Raw genomic sequence first — 16,029 nt, forward strand, 5'->3', positions numbered from 1 at the left:
CCGCCCACGCCTCCCACGCCTGCCTACTCCTTCTTCGCCCCCGCCGAACGGCGAGACGGCGTGCACGGCACCGGCATGCCCGGCGGCGGCATCCACGGCACCGGCATGCACGGCACCGGCATGCACGGCACCGGCATGCCCGGTGGCGGCCACGGCAACCGACGCCGGATCCGTGACGTCGCCTCGTACGACGGTGCCCCCCTCCCTGCCGGGATCCGGATACCGCACCGGATCCCGCACCACTTCAGGCAGGCCCTTCCCGGCCCCAGCGCGCAGCTCGCCTGGCAGCCTTCAGTACCTCGCTCTCTCCGCCGACCGGGCCCGCCCCCGGCGGCCGCTGTCACCTCACCTTCCGTCACCCGGCATCATGGCCCTGTGCGACTCGAAGCGATCACCTGGGACCGGCTCGCCGGACTGCTGGCAGATCGGCTGGCCGGGTCGGAGCCGGCCGATGGAAGCGCCTGGCTGCGTGTCGGTTTCGACGGAGCCCCGGCCGCCCGGCCCGGTGACCTCGCCGAATGGGTCGGGGACGCGTTGCGGGTGCGGGGCCGGCCCTCACTCGTGGTCGGCGCCGAGGGCTTCCTGCGCCCGGCCTCGCTACGCCTGGAACACGGGCGGCGCGACGCGGAGTCGTACTACGGCGGTTGGTTCGACACCGGCGCGCTGTGGCGCGAGGTCTTCGGCCCGCTCGACCCCGGCGGCAGCGGGCGCGTCCTGCCCGACCTGTGGGATCCGGCCACCGACCGGGCCACCCGCAGCCCCTATGTCCAACTCCCGCCCGGTGGGGTCCTGTTGCTCCACGGACCCCTCCTGCTGCGGCACTGGTTCCCCTTCGATCTGACGGTGCATCTCCTCCTCTCCCCGGCTGCCCTGCGCCGCCGCACCCCCGAGACCGAGCACTGGACGCTCCCCGCCTTCGAGCGATACGAGTCCGAGACCGACCCCGCCGGCACGGCGGACGTCCTGGTACGCGCCGACGACCCGCGCCATCCGGCCTGGAGCGGCTGATCAGAGCGGCCCGGCAGGGCGCCACCCGCGGCTCAGAGCCAGCCGTTGCGCCGGAAGCCCCGGTACAGCACCAGACACGCCGCCGCCATGACGACCATGACCAGCGGATAGCCGAACCGCCAGTGCAACTCCGGCATGTTGTCGAAGTTCATGCCGTACACCCCGCACACCATCGTCGGCACGGCGATCACCGCGGCCCAGGCCGTGATCTTCCGCATGTCCTCGTTCTGCGCGACGGTCACCTGCGCGAGGTGGGCCTGCAGGATCGAGTTGAGCAGTTCGTCGAAGGCGGCGATCTGTTCCTTGGCCCGTATCAGGTGGTCGAGCACGTCCCGGAAGTAGGCCTGTATCTCGGGGGCCACGACCCGTATGGGCCGGGTGGCGAGGTCCTCCACCGGGCGCCCGAGCGGCACCACCGCCCGCTTCAGCTCCAGCAGTTCGCGCTTCATCTGGTAGATGCGGCCGGGGTCGAGCCGTGCTCCGTTCTCCGAGAACACCTCGGTTTCGACCTGGTCGATGTCGGCCTGCACCGCGTCCGTGACGTTCAGATAGTCGTCGACGACATGGTCGGCGATCGCGTGCAGCACCGCCGCCGGCCCCTTGGCGAGCTGGTGCGGATGCGCCTCCAGCTCCTCGCGGAGCGGTCCCAGAGAGCCGTGCCGGCCGTGCCGCACCGTGATGACGAAGTCCTCGCCGACGAACACCATGATCTCGCCGGTGTTGACCACTTCGCTGGTCGCCGTCAGCTGTTCGTGCTCCACATAGCAGACCGTCTTGAACACCGCGAAGAGCGTGTTGCCGTAGTGCTCGAGCTTGGGACGCTGATGAGCCTCGACCGCGTCCTCCACCGCCAGGGGATGCAGGTCGAACAGCTCGGCGATGCCCGCGAACTCACGGTCCGTCGGCTCGTGCAGCCCGAGCCAGACGAATCCCTCGCCCGTCTTGCGCACCATCCGCACGGCATCCACCAGGTCCGTGCACTGCGGCACGCGCACGCCGTCCTGGTACGTCACGCAGTTGACCACCGAGGAACCCAGGGGTGACCGGGCGGGATGACTCAGGTCCACGCGCGGCCGCCGCCGGGCCAGCCGCGCCACCTTGCGCAGGCCTCCGACCCTGCCCAGCTCTGTGACCTTCCGCAGATTCCCCGCCATGGACATCTGGATCCCCTCGCCTGGATCTCCTCACGCGACGCTTTCGCGCCTTGCCCGGCAAGTCTGCCAGCCGAGGGCAAAGCGCGGGTAAGCCTGTGGGAACGGCATGTTCCGCTTGGTTCCCGGCTGTGGACGAAGGCGACTGGGATGATCGAGGCATGACCTCATCCGACGGATACCTCCTGGACAACCGGCAGAACGAGGCCGCAGAGCGCTTCGACGCCTTCGCCGACCTCTTCGATCCCACGACCTTCCGGCACATCGAGGCGTTCGGCATCGGGCCCGGCTGGCGCTGCTGGGAAGTCGGCGCCGGCGGCACCTCGGTGGTCTCCTGGCTCGCCGGGAAGGTGGGCCTCACCGGACAGGTCGTCGCCACCGACATCGACACCTCGCGGATCACCGCCGCTGCCCGTCCGCCGGTGGAGGTCCGCGTTCACGACGTGGGTGCCGAGGAACCGCCGGGTGAGGGCTTCGACCTGGTCCACGCCCGGCTCGTCCTCGTCCATGTACCGGACCGGGAGAGGGCGTTGCGGTCCATGATCCAAGCCCTGCGGCCCGGCGGGCGGCTGCTGATCGAGGACGCCGATCCCGCTCTCCAGCCCCTGATCTGCCCCGACGAGTACGGTCCCGAGCAGCGGCTCGCCAACCGCCTGCGTCAGGGGTTCCGCAAGCTGCTCGCCGAGCGTGGCGCCGATCTGTCCTACGGCCGCAAACTCCCGCGTCTGCTCCGCGAGGCCGGTCTGAGCGAGGTGGAGGCCGACGCGTACTTCCCGGTGACGTCACCTGCCTGCACCGCCCTGGAGGCCGCGACGGTCCGCCAGATCCGGGACCGGCTCGTCAGCGCGGGGCTCGCCACCGATGAGGACATCGACCAGCACTTGACCAACGTCGAGACCGGCGGCATGGATCTGGCCACCTCGCCGATGATCTCGGCGTGGGGGAGGAAGGACTAAGAGGGAAGAAGGACTAAGAGGGCCAAGGGGAGAAGAAGGACTAAAGGGGATAAGGGGGTTAAGGGGGGAGGAAGGGCTGACAGGGAAGAAGGCCCGGCGCCCGCGCCTCGGTGCGGCACGGGTCCCAGCCGCCCCGCGCCATGGCGCCAGCGGTGCGGCGAGAGCCGAGTCTCCGCTTTCGCTGCCCTCGTGCCGCCGACCGGTGGTCAGCCGTCGCTTCCCGGGCGCGGCGGTCTGGCGCCGACCCGTTCGACCGCTTCCGCGCCCGCCCGACAGCCGCGTGCCGCCGCCTCCTCCGGGTCCGCGCCTGCGAGCAGGCCGGCGAGGAACGCGCCGGTGAAGGCGTCACCGGCACCCGTGGTGTCCCGGGGGACCGCCGGTGTGGCCGGGATCCTGGCCGGTGCGCCGCCGGAGCGGGCCACCAGCGCACCGTCCGCACCGGCCTTGACGACCACCAGCGGGGCGAGACGGCTCAACTTGGCGGCCGCGTCCGCCGGATCCGGCAGCCCTGTCAGCAGGCACGCCTCGTCCCGGCTGGGCAGCAACACGTCCAGCCCCTCCGCGAAGGCCAGGAAGCGGTCCAGCCCCAGCCGCACCAGGAAGCCGGCCGACGCCGGATCGAGGCTGACCGGCACGCCACGCGCGCGTGCCGCCGCGAGCGCGGTCCGCGCGAGCTCCCGGCTCGGCTCCGTGAACAGCAGATAGCCCGACAGATGCAGTCTGCCGACGCCGTCGAGCAACGCGTCCGACCAGTCGGCGGGTTCGAGTCGCAAGGAGGACCCGCTGTCCGTGAGGAACGTGCGCTCGGCCGCCGCACCTGTATCGACGAGGCAGATCACCGTGCCGGTCGCCGCTGTCGGATCGACCACTAGCCGGGGCCGTACCCCGGCCGCGACCAGCTCACGCTCGTGCCACGCGGACGCGTCCTCGCCGACCCGCGCGAGCAGACGTACGTCCGCACATCCCGCGTACGCGGCCCAGCAGGCCACGTTCGCGCCCGCGCCGCCCGGCAGCGTGCGGATCGCCGCGGCGGTGTCGGTGCCGGCCGCGAGCGGCCCCCGGTGCCGGGCGATCACATCCGTGACCACGTCACCGACGACCAGCAGGGCGCGGTCCCGGTCCGTGGTCACCCCCTGGTCCACGCGGTGGCGATCCGCGCCGCCAGCCGTACATTGCCGCGCACGGCTGCCAGATTGGCGGTCAGGGAGGCCCCGTCGGTGTGCTGGACCAGGTAGTCCAGCAGGAACGGGGTCACCGCCTGTCCGGACACGCCCTGGTCCGCGCAGGCGCGCAGGCCGTCGGCCAGTACGCGCGCGTGCAGCTCCGGATCGAGCTGCTCGGCCTCGGGGACGGGCTGGGCGACGATCAGTGCCGAGGGCGGCGCGTCGAGCGCGTCCTGGGCCCGCATGACGTCCGCGACCTGCTCCGGGGTGTCCAGCCTCCAGTCGACCGGATGCCCCGAGTCGGACAGGTAGAAGCCGGGGAACCGGTCCGTGCCGTACCCGGCGACGGCCACGCCCAGCGTCTCCAGCCGCTGCAGGGTCGCCGGCACGTCCAGGATCGACTTCACGCCCGCGCAGACCACCGTGATCCGGGTGCGGGCCAGCAGCCCCAGATCGGCCGACTCGTCCTGGGTCACCGTCCACTCCCGGTGCACACCGCCCAGCCCGCCGGTCGCGAACACCCTGAGGCCCGCGAGCGCGGCCAGCTGTGCCGTCGCCGACACCGTGGTCGCCCCGCTCGCCCCCGCCGCCACGGCGAGCGGCAGATCGCGGTGGCCCAGCTTGCGGATGCCGTCCTCGTTCGCGACCCGCTCCAGTTGCTCCTTGTCCAGGCCGACACAGGGACGACCGTCGAGCACGGCGATGGTCGCCGGTACGGCGCCCTCGCGCCGCACCGCGTCCTCCAGCTCCCGCGCCACCTGCAGGTTGCGCGGGCGGGGCAGGCCGTGCGCGATGATCGTGGACTCCAGGGCCACCACCGGCCGCCCCGCACCGATCGCTTCCCGGACTTCTTCCGACACCACCAGCACCACGTGCACCGCCTCCTGTCCGTCGGCCCTTCCTCATCTCTGGCGGGCCCAGGCCGCCGTTAAACGCCTGCGGCCGGTCCGCTTGCGGACTGTGGGGGACGCCACCAGCCTGGGGCCCATGACCAGGAACAGCACGCGTCTCGACCACGTCGTCCTGTGGGTGGCCGATCCCGTGGCGGCGGCCGGCTTCTACCGCGAGGCCGTCGGTCTGGAGCCGATCAGGGTCGCCGAGTTCGCCGGGGGAGAGGTGGCCTTCCCCTCGGTGCGCGTCAACGAGGAGACCATCCTCGACCTCGCTCCGCTCACCATGGCCGCCCGCATGAAGATGCTGCCCGGTGCGGCCGAGAGCGCGGGCCATCCCGTCAACCACATCTGCCTGTCCCTGCCGGCCGACGACTTCGACGCCCTGCGCGCCCGCCTGGAGGAACGCGGCGTCGCCGTGTCCGGCATCGATCACGACCTTTCCGGCGCCCGCGGCAACGCCACGCGCAGCTTCTACTTCCGCGACCCTGACGGCAACGTCTTCGAGGCCCGGCACTACGACGCGTAGCCGGTCCCGGCCGGACACGGGCGGCCGGGACCGATCGGACACGGGCGGCCGGGACCGATCGGACACGGGTGGCCGGCGCCGGCCGGATCACGGGCAGCCGCGCCGGGTCAGAACAGCGGCTCGGGCAGGACCCCCTCAAGGGCCAGCAGCTTCCGCTTGGTCTCCAGCCCGCCCCCGAAGCCGCCTATCCCGCCGTCGCTCTCCACCACCCGGTGACACGGAACGACGACCGGCAGCGGATTGGCACCCATGGCCGCGCCGACCGCCTGCGCCCCGCCGGGCTGCCCGACGCGCCCGGCGAGATCGCCGTACCCCACCACCGTGCCGTACGGCACACCGGTCGCCAGCTCGCGCAGCACCTGCCGGTTGAAACCGGAGATCAGCGACCAGTCCAGCGGCAGGTCGAAGTCGTGCCGCTCGCCCGCGAAGTAGGCCCGCAGCTGGCGTATCGCCTCCGCCAGCAGCGGCGAGTGCGGGTCCTCCACGGCTGCGGCGCCCAGCCGGGCCGACAGACGCTCCAGGGCGCGCTCGCGCACCGCGTCCGTGGCGTGGAAGACGACGTTGACCAGGCCGTCACGGGTCGCCGCCAGCATCAGCGGCCCGATGCCCGTGCCCACCACGGTCCATACGACCCGCTGCTCATCCTGCCCATGGCTGTCCATGCGCCCACGGTACGGCCCGCCACTGACAACGCCCTGCGCACTCAGTGCGAGCCGAGTGCCGCCCGCACCACGTCGGGCTTGTTGGTGATGATCCCGTCGACGCCGTAGCCCGCGACCTTGCACGCGGTGGACGCGTCGTTCACCGTCCAGGCGAACACTCTGAGCGGCCTGCCGTGCGGCCCGTCCACGGCGTGCACGGCCGTGACGTACGCCGTGGAGAGCGAGGCGTACGAGGGGTTGACGAGATCGGTGAAGCGCGCGTACTGGTGCAGCTGCGTCGCGGTGGGCGAGCCGAGATAGCCGGTGGTGATCGCGGGCTTCAGCTGGTGCACGGTCCGGATGCTGTCGGCGCTGAAGCTCTGCACGACCAGCCGGTTCAGGTGTTTCTGGTCCAGCCAGCCCTCGTTCCCGAGGAGCTTCAGGGTCTGCTGCTCGATGCCCGGATACAGCTCGGGGTTCTTGATCTCCAGGAGCAGCTTCTCGTGGTTGTGCTCGATCCGGCGCATGTACTGCTTCAGCGTCGGCACGCGCGTGCCCGCGTAGGCGGGGGAGTACCAGCTGCCCGCGTCCAGCCGGGCGATCTCGGCCGCGGTGAAGTCCTTCACCTTCCACGGCGCCCGGCCGGGGAAGACCTGCTCGACGTTCGTGGTGCGCTGCAGACTGTCGTCGTGGATGACAACCAGCTCGCCGTCCTTGGTGCGCTGGACGTCGTTCTCGACCCAGGAGAAGCCCAGCCGCGCCGCCTTGTCGATCGAGGCCAGCGTGTTCTCGGGGGCATAGGCGGAGGCGCCCCGGTGGGCGATCACCGTCGGCTCGCGGACGACGCCGGCCCGGGCATCGGAGCCGGGGGCCAGCAGGGCCGCCGTGCCCAGGACCGCGGCGGCGGTGGTGGCAACTACGCGCGCGTGCATGCAGACTCCTCGCATCTGGCGATCACGGACAGCAACCAGATTGACAGCAGAAAGTCACCGCCACTCGGCGCACGAAAGCCACAGACTGAATGGATCTGTCCCGAGGCCGCTCACCGGTGCCCCACAACTGCGGCAAGGCCGTGTTTCTTTGCCGGAAAATCGTTCGACCATTCCGGTGGGGGTCATACTCTCTGCGACAACCCTGACCGCCCAGGCGGTCCTGGGCGGGGGAACATTTCGAGGGATTCCAGGGCGCAAGAGGGCGGAAGGGCAGCCGCGGATGCAAGGCACGGTCGACGGATTCAGCTACGGGGCCGTCACCCCGGTGGTGGCCTACCTGATGGCCTGCCTCGGCGGCGCCCTCGGCCTGCGCTGCACCACCCGGTCCCTGCTGGTCACGCACTCCCGGCGGCCCGCCTGGCTGGCCCTCGGCTCGGCCGCGATCGGCTCCGGCATCTGGACCATGCACTTCGTCGCCATGATGGGCTTCACCGTCAAGGAGACGCCGATCCACTACGACAAGCCGATCACCTATGCGAGCCTCGGCCTCGCCATCGTCATGGTCGGCGTCGGGATCTTCATCGTCGGATACCGGGGCGCCACCGGCACCGCGCTGTTCACCGGCGGCACGATCACCGGTCTGGGCGTCGCCTCGATGCACTACCTCGGCATGGCCGGCGTGCGCTTCCACGGGCGGTTCACCTACAACACGCTCACCGTCGCCGCCTCCGTCGTCATAGCGGTCGTGGCCGCCACCGCGGCGCTGTGGGCCGCCGGACGCGTCCGGGGCTTCATGTGGAGCGTCGGAGCGAGCCTCGTCATGGGGCTCGCGGTCAGCGGCATGCACTACACCGGTATGGCCGCCCTCGGCGTCCACCTCGACGGCACCGCCCACACCGGCGGAGGCGCGCCCGAGCCGTCCGTGCTCGCGCCCATGCTGATCGGCCCGCTCGCCTTCCTGCTCCTCGCGGGAGTCGTGGTGGTCTTCGACCCGCTGATGATCATGGGCCGGCCGGCTTCCGGGCCCGTCGAGCACAAACCGGGTGTCCCGGCCTCGGCCGTCGCCTCCCACCCGCCCCGGCGTCCCGCCCTCCACCATGGGCACCGGCCGGGGCGCCCCGTCTCCCGGACTCCGCAGAACCGCTGATCGGGACCCGTTGTCAGTGCGGGGTCGTACGGTGGATGACATGCGGCCCGTTTCCCACATCGAACGCACGGTGGCGCCCTTCGAGGTCGTCAGCTCCTACCAGCCCAGCGGTGACCAGCCGACGGCCATCGCCGACCTGGCCAAGCGCATCCAGTCCGGTGAGAAGGACGTCGTCCTGCTGGGCGCGACCGGCACCGGCAAGTCCGCCACCACGGCGTGGATGATCGAGAAGCTCCAGCGCCCCACCCTGGTGATGGCGCCGAACAAGACGCTGGCCGCCCAGCTGGCGAACGAGTTCCGCGAGCTCCTGCCGAACAACGCGGTCGAATACTTCGTCTCGTACTACGACTACTACCAGCCCGAGGCCTACGTCCCGCAGTCGGACACCTACATCGAGAAGGACTCCTCGATCAACGAGGAGGTCGAGCGGCTGCGTCACTCGGCGACGAACTCGCTGCTCACCCGTCGTGACGTCGTCGTGGTCGCCTCGGTGTCCTGCATCTACGGCCTCGGTACTCCGCAGGAGTACGTGGACCGGATGGTCCCCCTCAGGGTCGGCGACGAGATCGACCGGGACGAACTGCTCCGCCGCTTCGTCGACATCCAGTACACGCGCAACGACATGGCCTTCGCACGCGGCACCTTCCGGGTCCGCGGCGACACCATCGAGATCTTCCCGGTCTACGAGGAGCTGGCCGTCCGCATCGAGATGTTCGGCGACGAGATCGAGGCGCTGTCCACGCTGCACCCGCTGACCGGCGAGATCATCAGCGACGACCAGCAGCTGTACGTCTTCCCGGCCTCGCACTACGTCGCCGGCCCCGAGCGCATGGAGCGGGCCGTCAACGACATCGAGAAGGAGCTGGGGGAGCGCCTGGCCGAGCTGGAGAAGCAGGGCAAGCTCCTGGAGGCCCAGCGCCTGCGGATGCGCACCACGTACGACATCGAGATGCTCCGCCAGATCGGCACCTGCTCCGGCGTGGAGAACTACTCGATGCACTTCGACGGCCGCTCACCCGGCTCGCCGCCCAACACCCTGCTGGACTACTTCCCGGACGACTTCCTGCTCGTCATCGACGAGTCGCATGTCACCGTCCCGCAGATCGGCGCGATGTACGAGGGCGACGCCTCCCGCAAGCGCACCCTCGTGGAGCACGGCTTCCGCCTGCCCTCCGCGCTGGACAACCGTCCCCTGAAGTGGGAGGAGTTCCAGGAGCGCATCGGCCAGACCGTCTATCTGTCGGCGACCCCGGGCACCTACGAGCTGTCCCGCTCCGACGGCGTCGTCGAGCAGATCATCCGCCCCACCGGCCTGGTCGACCCGGAGGTCGTGGTCAAGCCCACCGAGGGCCAGATCGACGACCTGGTGCACGAGATCCGCAAGCGCACCGAGAAGGACGAGCGCGTCCTGGTCACCACGCTCACCAAGAAGATGGCCGAGGACCTCACCGACTACTTCCTGGAACTCGGCATCCAGGTGCGCTATCTGCACAGCGACGTCGACACCCTGCGCCGCGTCGAGCTGCTGCGCGAGCTGCGCTCCGGCGAGTACGACGTCCTGGTCGGCATCAACCTCCTCCGTGAGGGCCTCGACCTGCCCGAGGTGTCCCTGGTGGCGATCCTCGACGCCGACAAGGAGGGCTTCCTGCGCTCGGGCACCTCGCTGATCCAGACCATCGGCCGCGCGGCGCGCAATGTCTCCGGCCAGGTCCACATGTACGCCGACAAGATCACCCCGGCGATGGAGAAGGCCATCGAGGAGACCAACCGCCGCCGGGAGAAGCAGATCGCCTACAACAAGGCCAACGGCATCGACCCGCAGCCGCTGCGCAAGAAGATCAACGACATCGTCGCGCAGATCGCCCGCGAGGAGGTCGACACCGAGCAGCTGCTCGGCACCGGCTACCGCAAGTCCAAGGACGGCAAGGGCGCCAAGGCGCCAGTCCCGGCGCTGGGCGACAAGGCGGCCAAGGCCGGGAAGGCCGCCAAGGGCAAGGCGGTGGCCACGGTTCCCACGGACCGCCCCGCGGCCGAACTGGCCGAGCAGATCGAGGAGATGACCGAGCGCATGCGCGCCGCCGCGGCGGAGCTGCAGTTCGAGATCGCGGCCCGGCTGCGTGACGAGGTCTCGGAGATGAAGAAGGAGCTGCGCCAGATGCGGGAAGCCGGTCTCGCCTGAGTCCCGCCACCGTGCCGGACCTCGGTATATGCGCCAAGTGTTGCAACACCGACACAAAGCGCGGGCCGGGGTTCGGCACTGTCGGTGCCCCTGCGTAGGGTTCTGGACAACCGCGCGTTGCGCGGCAACAGGGGACCTTCGAGAGGGGATTCAGCGGTGTCCGTCAACTTGAGCAAGGGTCAGGCCATCAGCCTGGAGAAGAAGGACGGGGGCACCCTGACCGCGGTCCGTATGGGGCTCGGATGGCAGGCGGCGAAGCGGCGCGGCCTGTTCGGCTCCCGCACGCGCGAGATCGACCTGGACGCGTCGGCCGTTCTCTTCGCCGAGAACCAGCCGGTCGATGTCGTCTTCTTCCGCCACCTGGTGAGCGACGACGGTTCCGTCCGCCACACCGGTGACAACCTCGTCGGCGGCGCCGGACAGGGCGGTGACGACGAGGCGATCCTCGTGGACCTGCAGCGCGTTCCGGTCCACGTCGACCAGATCGTCTTCACCGTGAACTCCTTCACGGGCCAGACCTTCCAGGAGGTGCAGAACGCGTTCTGCCGTCTGGTGGACGAGACCAACGGCCAGGAACTGGCCCGCTACACGCTGGACGGCGGCGGCGACTACACCGCCCAGATCATGGCGAAGGTGCACCGCGCGGGCTCGGGCTGGACGATGACCGCGCTGGGCGCCCCGGCTCGCGGCCGTACGTTCCAGGACCTGATGCCGGCGATCCAGCAGCACCTGTAGGACCGCCTGCTCGACCGGCAGGGCGTACGGAGAGAACGACAACGACACGGGGGGCGACGGCGATGACGGCCGAGCTGGTGCGGGGGCAGAACCACCCGCTGTCCCAGGTCCGGCTGACGATCCGGATCTCGGCCGGGGTGCCGGTCCTGGCCGGAGCCACGCTCGGCGACGAGAACGGTACGGTGCACGGCCCGCCGTGGGTGGCCCACCCCGGCGCGCCCGCCCTGTCCGGTGTCGAGGTGCCTCGGAAGGCCGCGACCGAACACCGGCTCGTCGTCGATCTGGACGCCCTGCCCGAGGCCGTCCACCGTGTCGACGTCTTCCTCGCCCTGCCCACCGGGCCCGGTGCACCGCTCCGGTTCGGTGCCGTCGCCGCCCCGCACGCGACGGTCGAGAGCCTCGACGGCACCGAACTCGCCTGCTACACCCTCACCGGCCTGGACCGCGAGACGGCCGTGCTCGCCCTGGAGCTGTACCGCAGACAGGGCGCCTGGAAGGTGCGTGCCGTGGGCCAGGGCTACGCGGCCGGGCTCATCGCACTCCTCGCCGACCAGGGCCTGCGCGAGGCCGCCGATGTCGCGACCGCCGCCCATGCGGCGGCGCACGGCGAGGCGGCGACGGCCGTCGGCGAGGTGGCGGCGCATGGCGAGGCGGTGGCGGCTGGTGAGGCGGTGGCGCACAGTGAGGCGGCCGCGCACGGTCCGTCCGGCCCAGTGCCGGCCCCGGCCTCCGCTCCGTCGGCGCACGAGACTCCGGCCCGCGCGCCGCAGGACACCTGCCCGGCCCCACAGCCCGAGCCGTCTGCCTCCGCCACGCGCGTCACCCCGGCTGCAGGGCCGTACGACACCGACGCGCCCGAGCCCCGGGACACCGCTGCGACCGGGACGTCCGGGCCGACGCCCGCCTGCGCCCCGGGGCAGCCGGAGCCGACGACGCCGTACGAAGCGGAGAACCCGCACGGCACCCAGACGTCCGGCACGGCCCCGCGAGACCGCGGCACCCGGGTCGACTACACGCACCCCGGCCGTCGCGCGCACGGGACACCGCTCCCGGCGGCTCCCCCTGCCGACGACGGCCGGCCGGCGCAGCCCGTCGCGGGCGATGCCGTGGGCTGGTCGATGGAGGAGCGGCTGTACAACCAGGTCTGGGGCATGTTCGAGGACCTGGCCCGCACGACCGCCGCGTACCGCAGCGCCGTCGACTTCGCCGACTCCCGCCTGGAGAAGGAGCTCGACCAGGTACTCACCGACCCCCGCGGCAGACTCGGCACCGCGGGCGACGCCGCGCGTGCGGCGGCCCACGCCCGCCGCGCGCAGCTGGTGGACCAGGCGCGTGCGGTCCTCGACCGTGACATCGCGCAGCTCACCGCCGAGTCCGAGGTGGTCGAGCCCGCGCTTCCGCCGGCCTGCGCACGCTGGGACAACCCCGTCTGGCACGGCTATCGCGTGCCGGCCGAGCCGCCGATGGCGCTGCGCCTCGGCGACCTCCGTCTGCCCGAGAGCCTGTCGCTGCGCATCCCTCTGCTGGTCAGGCTGCCGTTGGAACGCGGCCTGTGGCTCGACAGCGGCCCCGTGGCGTCCGGCGGCTTCCCGGACGCGGACGCCGCCGAGCTGCGGCGCCTGGCCATGGAGGCGGCCGTGGCGCTCGCGGCGCGGCTGCTCGCCGTGCATCCGGCGGGGGACTTCGCCGTGCAGGTCATCGACCCGGCCGGCACCGGGGCGGCGGCGTTCGCCCCGCTCACGCGGACCGGCGTGCTCGCCGCGCCTCCCGCGACCGGTGCGGCCGGTGTGACGGAGCTGCTGGAGCGGCTCACCCGGCGGGTCGACCTGGTGCAGATGGCGCTGCGCGGCGGCGCGCCCGAATCGCTGCCGGCGGACGTAGACACCGCGCGTCAGCTGCTGATCGTCAACGACTTCCCGCACGGCTTCGACGAGCGGGCGGTGACCCGGCTGCGCTATCTCGCCGATGAGGGGCCGGGCGTCGGCGTGCACCTCCTGCTGGTGGCCGACCGCGAGGACGCCGCCGCCTACGGCCCCCTGCTCGATCCGCTGTGGCGTTCGCTGATGCGACTCACGCCTGTACCCGACGATCACTTCGCCGATCCCTGGGTGGGTCATGCCTGGACCTACGAACCGTCGCTGGTGCCGACCGGGAGCCAGATCGTGCACCAGGTGCTCACCGAGGTGGCGCGAGCCCTGACCAAGCGCAGTTAAAGTGCCGCTGACCAGGCATCTTGGTCTTTATTTTACTTTTCTCTTTACCTTCGCTTGGTGATTGGGTACTGTCTTCCGTACGGAGGGGAGTACTCCCTGACTGCGGCGCACCCGTCAGTACGGACCGGTTCCGGTCCCGGGGCGCCGGCCCGGCGCGGGTGGAAGAGACCTCCGGCAGCGACGACGCTGACGTGTTTGCCGTGACGTAATGCCGGAGGTGCAGTGGAAGTCTCCATGACCCTGTGGGTCCTCACCATCGTGGGTCTCGCCGCACTGATCGCGGTCGACTTCTTCATCGGGCGCAAGCCCCATGAGGTGTCGATCAAGGAAGCCGGCATCTGGACCGTCGTCTGGATCGCCCTGGCCGGGCTGTTCGGCCTTGGTCTTCTCGTCTTCGGCGGCGGACAGCCGGCCGGCGAGTTCTTCGCGGGGTTCATCACCGAGAAGTCACTGAGCGTCGACAACCTCTTCGTCTTCGTCCTGATCATGGCGAAGTTCGCGGTGCCCACGCGGTACCAGCAGCGCGTCCTTCTTGTCGGCGTGCTCATAGCGCTGGTCCTGCGGGCCGTCTTCATCGCCGCGGGAGCCGCGATCATTGCCAGCTTCTCCTGGGTCTTCTACCTCTTCGGTGCCTTCCTGATCTGGACCGCCTGGAAGCTCATCCAGGAAGCCCGCACGGACGAGGAGGACGAGGAGTACGAGGAGAACAAGCTGCTGAAGGCCGCGGAGCGCAAGTTCGGTGTCGCGGACCGGTACCACGGCACCAGGCTGTGGATACGGCAGAACGGCAAGCGGGTCATGACGCCGATGCTGGTCGTGATGCTCGCCATCGGCACCACGGACGTCCTGTTCGCCCTGGACTCCATACCCGCGATCTTCGGTCTGACCCAGGACCCGTACATCGTCTTCACCGCCAACGCCTTCGCCCTCATGGGGCTGCGGCAGCTGTACTTCCTCATCGGCGGCCTGCTGAAGAAGCTGGTCCACCTCTCGTACGGCCTGTCGATCATCCTCGGCTTCATCGGCGTCAAGCTGGTGCTGCACGCGCTGCACGAGTCCGGCGTCCACGTCCCCGAGATCAGCATCCCGCTCTCGCTCGGCGTGATCTGCGCGGTCCTGGTCGTCACGACCGTCACCAGTCTGATGGCCACCAGGAAGCAGGCCGCCGCCGAGGCGGCGCACGCCGGCGGCGAAGCCGCTGCGAAGGACAGCATCGACGCCTGACCGGACCTGTGGCGGCCACGGTCGGTGCGGGAACGGAAGCATCGGAAAGGAGACGAGAAATTCCGGAACTGAACGAAATGCGAATCCTGTACGTCTCTGCGACCATCGCGGCATGATCACTCGGCTCGGGGCGCTCACCTGGCAATGGACGATCTTCGTGCCCGTCCTCGCGGTCGTCCTCCTGGTCTTCACCTGGGGCCGTCACCTGCCGGGCGCGGTCGTCGCCCTGGTCACCCTGGTGCTCGCCGCCTCCGTCCTGGCGGCCGTCCACCACGCCGAGGTCGTCGCCCACCGCGTCGGCGAGCCCTTCGGCTCCCTGGTGCTCGCCCTCGCCGTCACGATCATCGAGGTGGCCCTGATCGTCACCCTCATGGCCGACGGCGGCGCCAAGAGCTCCACCCTGGCCAGGGACACCGTCTTCGCCGCCGTGATGATCACCTGCAACGGCATCGTCGGGCTCTGTCTGCTCGTCGCCTCCCTGCGGCACGGCACCGCGGTCTTCAACCCCGAGGGCACCGGCGCGGCGCTGGCGACCGTCGCGACGCTCGCCACCCTCAGCCTGGTGCTGCCGACCTTCACCACCAGCAAGCCCGGACCCGAGTTCTCCTCGGTGCAGCTGACCTTCGCCGCGCTGTCCTCACTGATCCTGTACGGGCTGTTCGTGGCCACCCAGACCGTGCGCCACCGCGACTACTTCCTGCCGATCACCCGGCAGGGCGAGGTCATCGCCGCCGACCATCACGCCCCGCCCCCGTCCGCGCGCACCGCCTGGACCAGCCTCGGTCTGCTCGGCCTGGCCCTGATCGGCGTGGTCGGCCTGGCCAAGGGCGTGTCGCCCACCATCGAGTCGGGTGTGAAGGCGGCCGGCCTTCATCAAGCCGTCGTCGGTGTGATCATCGCCCTGCTGGTCCTGCTGCCGGAGACGATCTCCGCGCTGCGCGCCGCACGCCGTGACCGGGTGCAGACCAGCCTCAACCTCGCACTCGGCTCGGCCATGGCCAGCATCGGCCTGACCATCCCGGCCGTCGCCCTCGCCTCCGTCTGGCTGTCCGGACCGCTCGTCCTCGGCCTCGGCTCCACGCACATGCTGCTGCTCGCGCTGACCGTCGTGGTCAGCTCCCTGACAGTGGTGCCGGGACGGGCCACCCCCCTGCAGGGCGGTGTCCACCTGGTGCTCTTCGCGGCCTACCTGGAGCTGGCCATCAACCCGTAGCCGCGCGCCCGGCCGCTCCTTCAGAAGGAGGCTGGTGGCCGTCACTGT

The 16,029-nt window shown here is 70.8% G+C and carries 14 protein-coding genes; 9 read left to right on the plus strand and 5 right to left on the minus strand.

Features of this window, described 5'->3' with window-relative positions:
- Positions 1-375: 375 nt before the first annotated feature.
- Positions 376-1,008, plus strand: a complete 633-nt coding sequence (locus tag ABB07_RS29010) for a nucleoside/nucleotide kinase family protein (RefSeq protein ID WP_208901473.1) — start codon at positions 376-378, stop codon at positions 1,006-1,008.
- A gap of 32 nt (positions 1,009-1,040) precedes the next feature.
- On the opposite strand, the gene corA is transcribed toward ABB07_RS29010, so the two are convergent.
- Positions 1,041-2,168, minus strand: a complete 1,128-nt coding sequence (corA, locus tag ABB07_RS29015; protein WP_208901474.1) for a magnesium/cobalt transporter CorA — start codon at positions 2,166-2,168, stop codon at positions 1,041-1,043.
- 152 nt (positions 2,169-2,320) lie between these two features.
- Between corA and ABB07_RS29020 the strand changes: the two genes are divergently transcribed.
- Complete coding sequence (locus ABB07_RS29020; protein ID WP_208901475.1) at positions 2,321-3,115, plus strand: class I SAM-dependent methyltransferase; 795 nt, start codon at positions 2,321-2,323, stop codon at positions 3,113-3,115.
- A gap of 206 nt (positions 3,116-3,321) precedes the next feature.
- Here ABB07_RS29020 and ABB07_RS29025 read toward each other — a convergent pair whose 3' ends face one another.
- Together ABB07_RS29025 and ABB07_RS29030 are read right to left on the minus strand one after the other, a co-directional pair.
- Positions 3,322-4,257: a carbohydrate kinase family protein gene (locus ABB07_RS29025; RefSeq protein WP_208901476.1), complete on the minus strand. Its 936-nt coding sequence runs from the start codon at positions 4,255-4,257 to the stop codon at positions 3,322-3,324.
- Entirely contained in the window at positions 4,242-5,150 is a 909-nt protein-coding gene (locus tag ABB07_RS29030; RefSeq protein ID WP_208903669.1) for a pseudouridine-5'-phosphate glycosidase, read from the minus strand. The genes ABB07_RS29025 and ABB07_RS29030 overlap by 16 nt, the downstream gene beginning before the upstream one ends.
- Before the next feature lie 115 nt (positions 5,151-5,265).
- Here ABB07_RS29030 and ABB07_RS29035 point away from each other — a divergent pair, with 115 nt between their 5' ends.
- Positions 5,266-5,697, plus strand: coding sequence for a VOC family protein (locus ABB07_RS29035; protein ID WP_208901477.1), 432 nt, complete (start codon positions 5,266-5,268; stop codon positions 5,695-5,697).
- Positions 5,698-5,804: 107 nt separating this feature from the next.
- On the opposite strand, the gene ABB07_RS29040 is transcribed toward ABB07_RS29035, so the two are convergent.
- Both ABB07_RS29040 and ABB07_RS29045 read right to left on the minus strand, forming a co-directional pair.
- Entirely contained in the window at positions 5,805-6,359 is a 555-nt protein-coding gene (locus tag ABB07_RS29040) for a methylated-DNA--[protein]-cysteine S-methyltransferase (RefSeq protein ID WP_208901478.1), read from the minus strand.
- Between the two features lie 41 nt (positions 6,360-6,400).
- The gene (locus ABB07_RS29045; RefSeq protein ID WP_208901479.1) at positions 6,401-7,270 is read right to left on the minus strand and encodes a glycerophosphodiester phosphodiesterase; all 870 of its coding nucleotides are present in this window, start codon (positions 7,268-7,270) and stop codon (positions 6,401-6,403) included.
- Positions 7,271-7,550: 280 nt separating this feature from the next.
- On the opposite strand from ABB07_RS29045, the gene ABB07_RS29050 reads away from it, so the two are divergent.
- The 6 genes from ABB07_RS29050 to ABB07_RS29075 all read left to right on the plus strand — a co-directional run bounded on the left by ABB07_RS29050 (position 7,551) and on the right by ABB07_RS29075 (position 15,981).
- Complete coding sequence (locus ABB07_RS29050) at positions 7,551-8,417, plus strand: MHYT domain-containing protein (protein WP_208901480.1); 867 nt, start codon at positions 7,551-7,553, stop codon at positions 8,415-8,417.
- Between the two features lie 40 nt (positions 8,418-8,457).
- On the plus strand, positions 8,458-10,596 hold the full coding sequence (gene uvrB, locus ABB07_RS29055) for an excinuclease ABC subunit UvrB (RefSeq protein WP_208901481.1): 2,139 nt from the start codon (positions 8,458-8,460) through the stop codon (positions 10,594-10,596).
- A gap of 156 nt (positions 10,597-10,752) precedes the next feature.
- Positions 10,753-11,331 (plus strand): TerD family protein, encoded by a 579-nt coding sequence (locus tag ABB07_RS29060; RefSeq protein WP_208901482.1) that lies wholly within the window; start codon positions 10,753-10,755, stop codon positions 11,329-11,331.
- Positions 11,332-11,393: 62 nt separating this feature from the next.
- Entirely contained in the window at positions 11,394-13,544 is a 2,151-nt protein-coding gene (locus ABB07_RS29065; RefSeq protein WP_208901483.1) for a TerD family protein, read from the plus strand.
- Positions 13,545-13,766: 222 nt separating this feature from the next.
- Positions 13,767-14,768: a TerC/Alx family metal homeostasis membrane protein gene (locus tag ABB07_RS29070; RefSeq protein ID WP_208901484.1), complete on the plus strand. Its 1,002-nt coding sequence runs from the start codon at positions 13,767-13,769 to the stop codon at positions 14,766-14,768.
- A gap of 112 nt (positions 14,769-14,880) precedes the next feature.
- On the plus strand, positions 14,881-15,981 hold the full coding sequence (locus ABB07_RS29075) for a calcium:cation antiporter (protein WP_208901485.1): 1,101 nt from the start codon (positions 14,881-14,883) through the stop codon (positions 15,979-15,981).
- Positions 15,982-16,029: the final 48 nt, after the last annotated feature.

This window comes from Streptomyces incarnatus (genome assembly GCF_001027185.1).
Taxonomy (GTDB): domain Bacteria; phylum Actinomycetota; class Actinomycetes; order Streptomycetales; family Streptomycetaceae; genus Streptomyces; species Streptomyces puniciscabiei.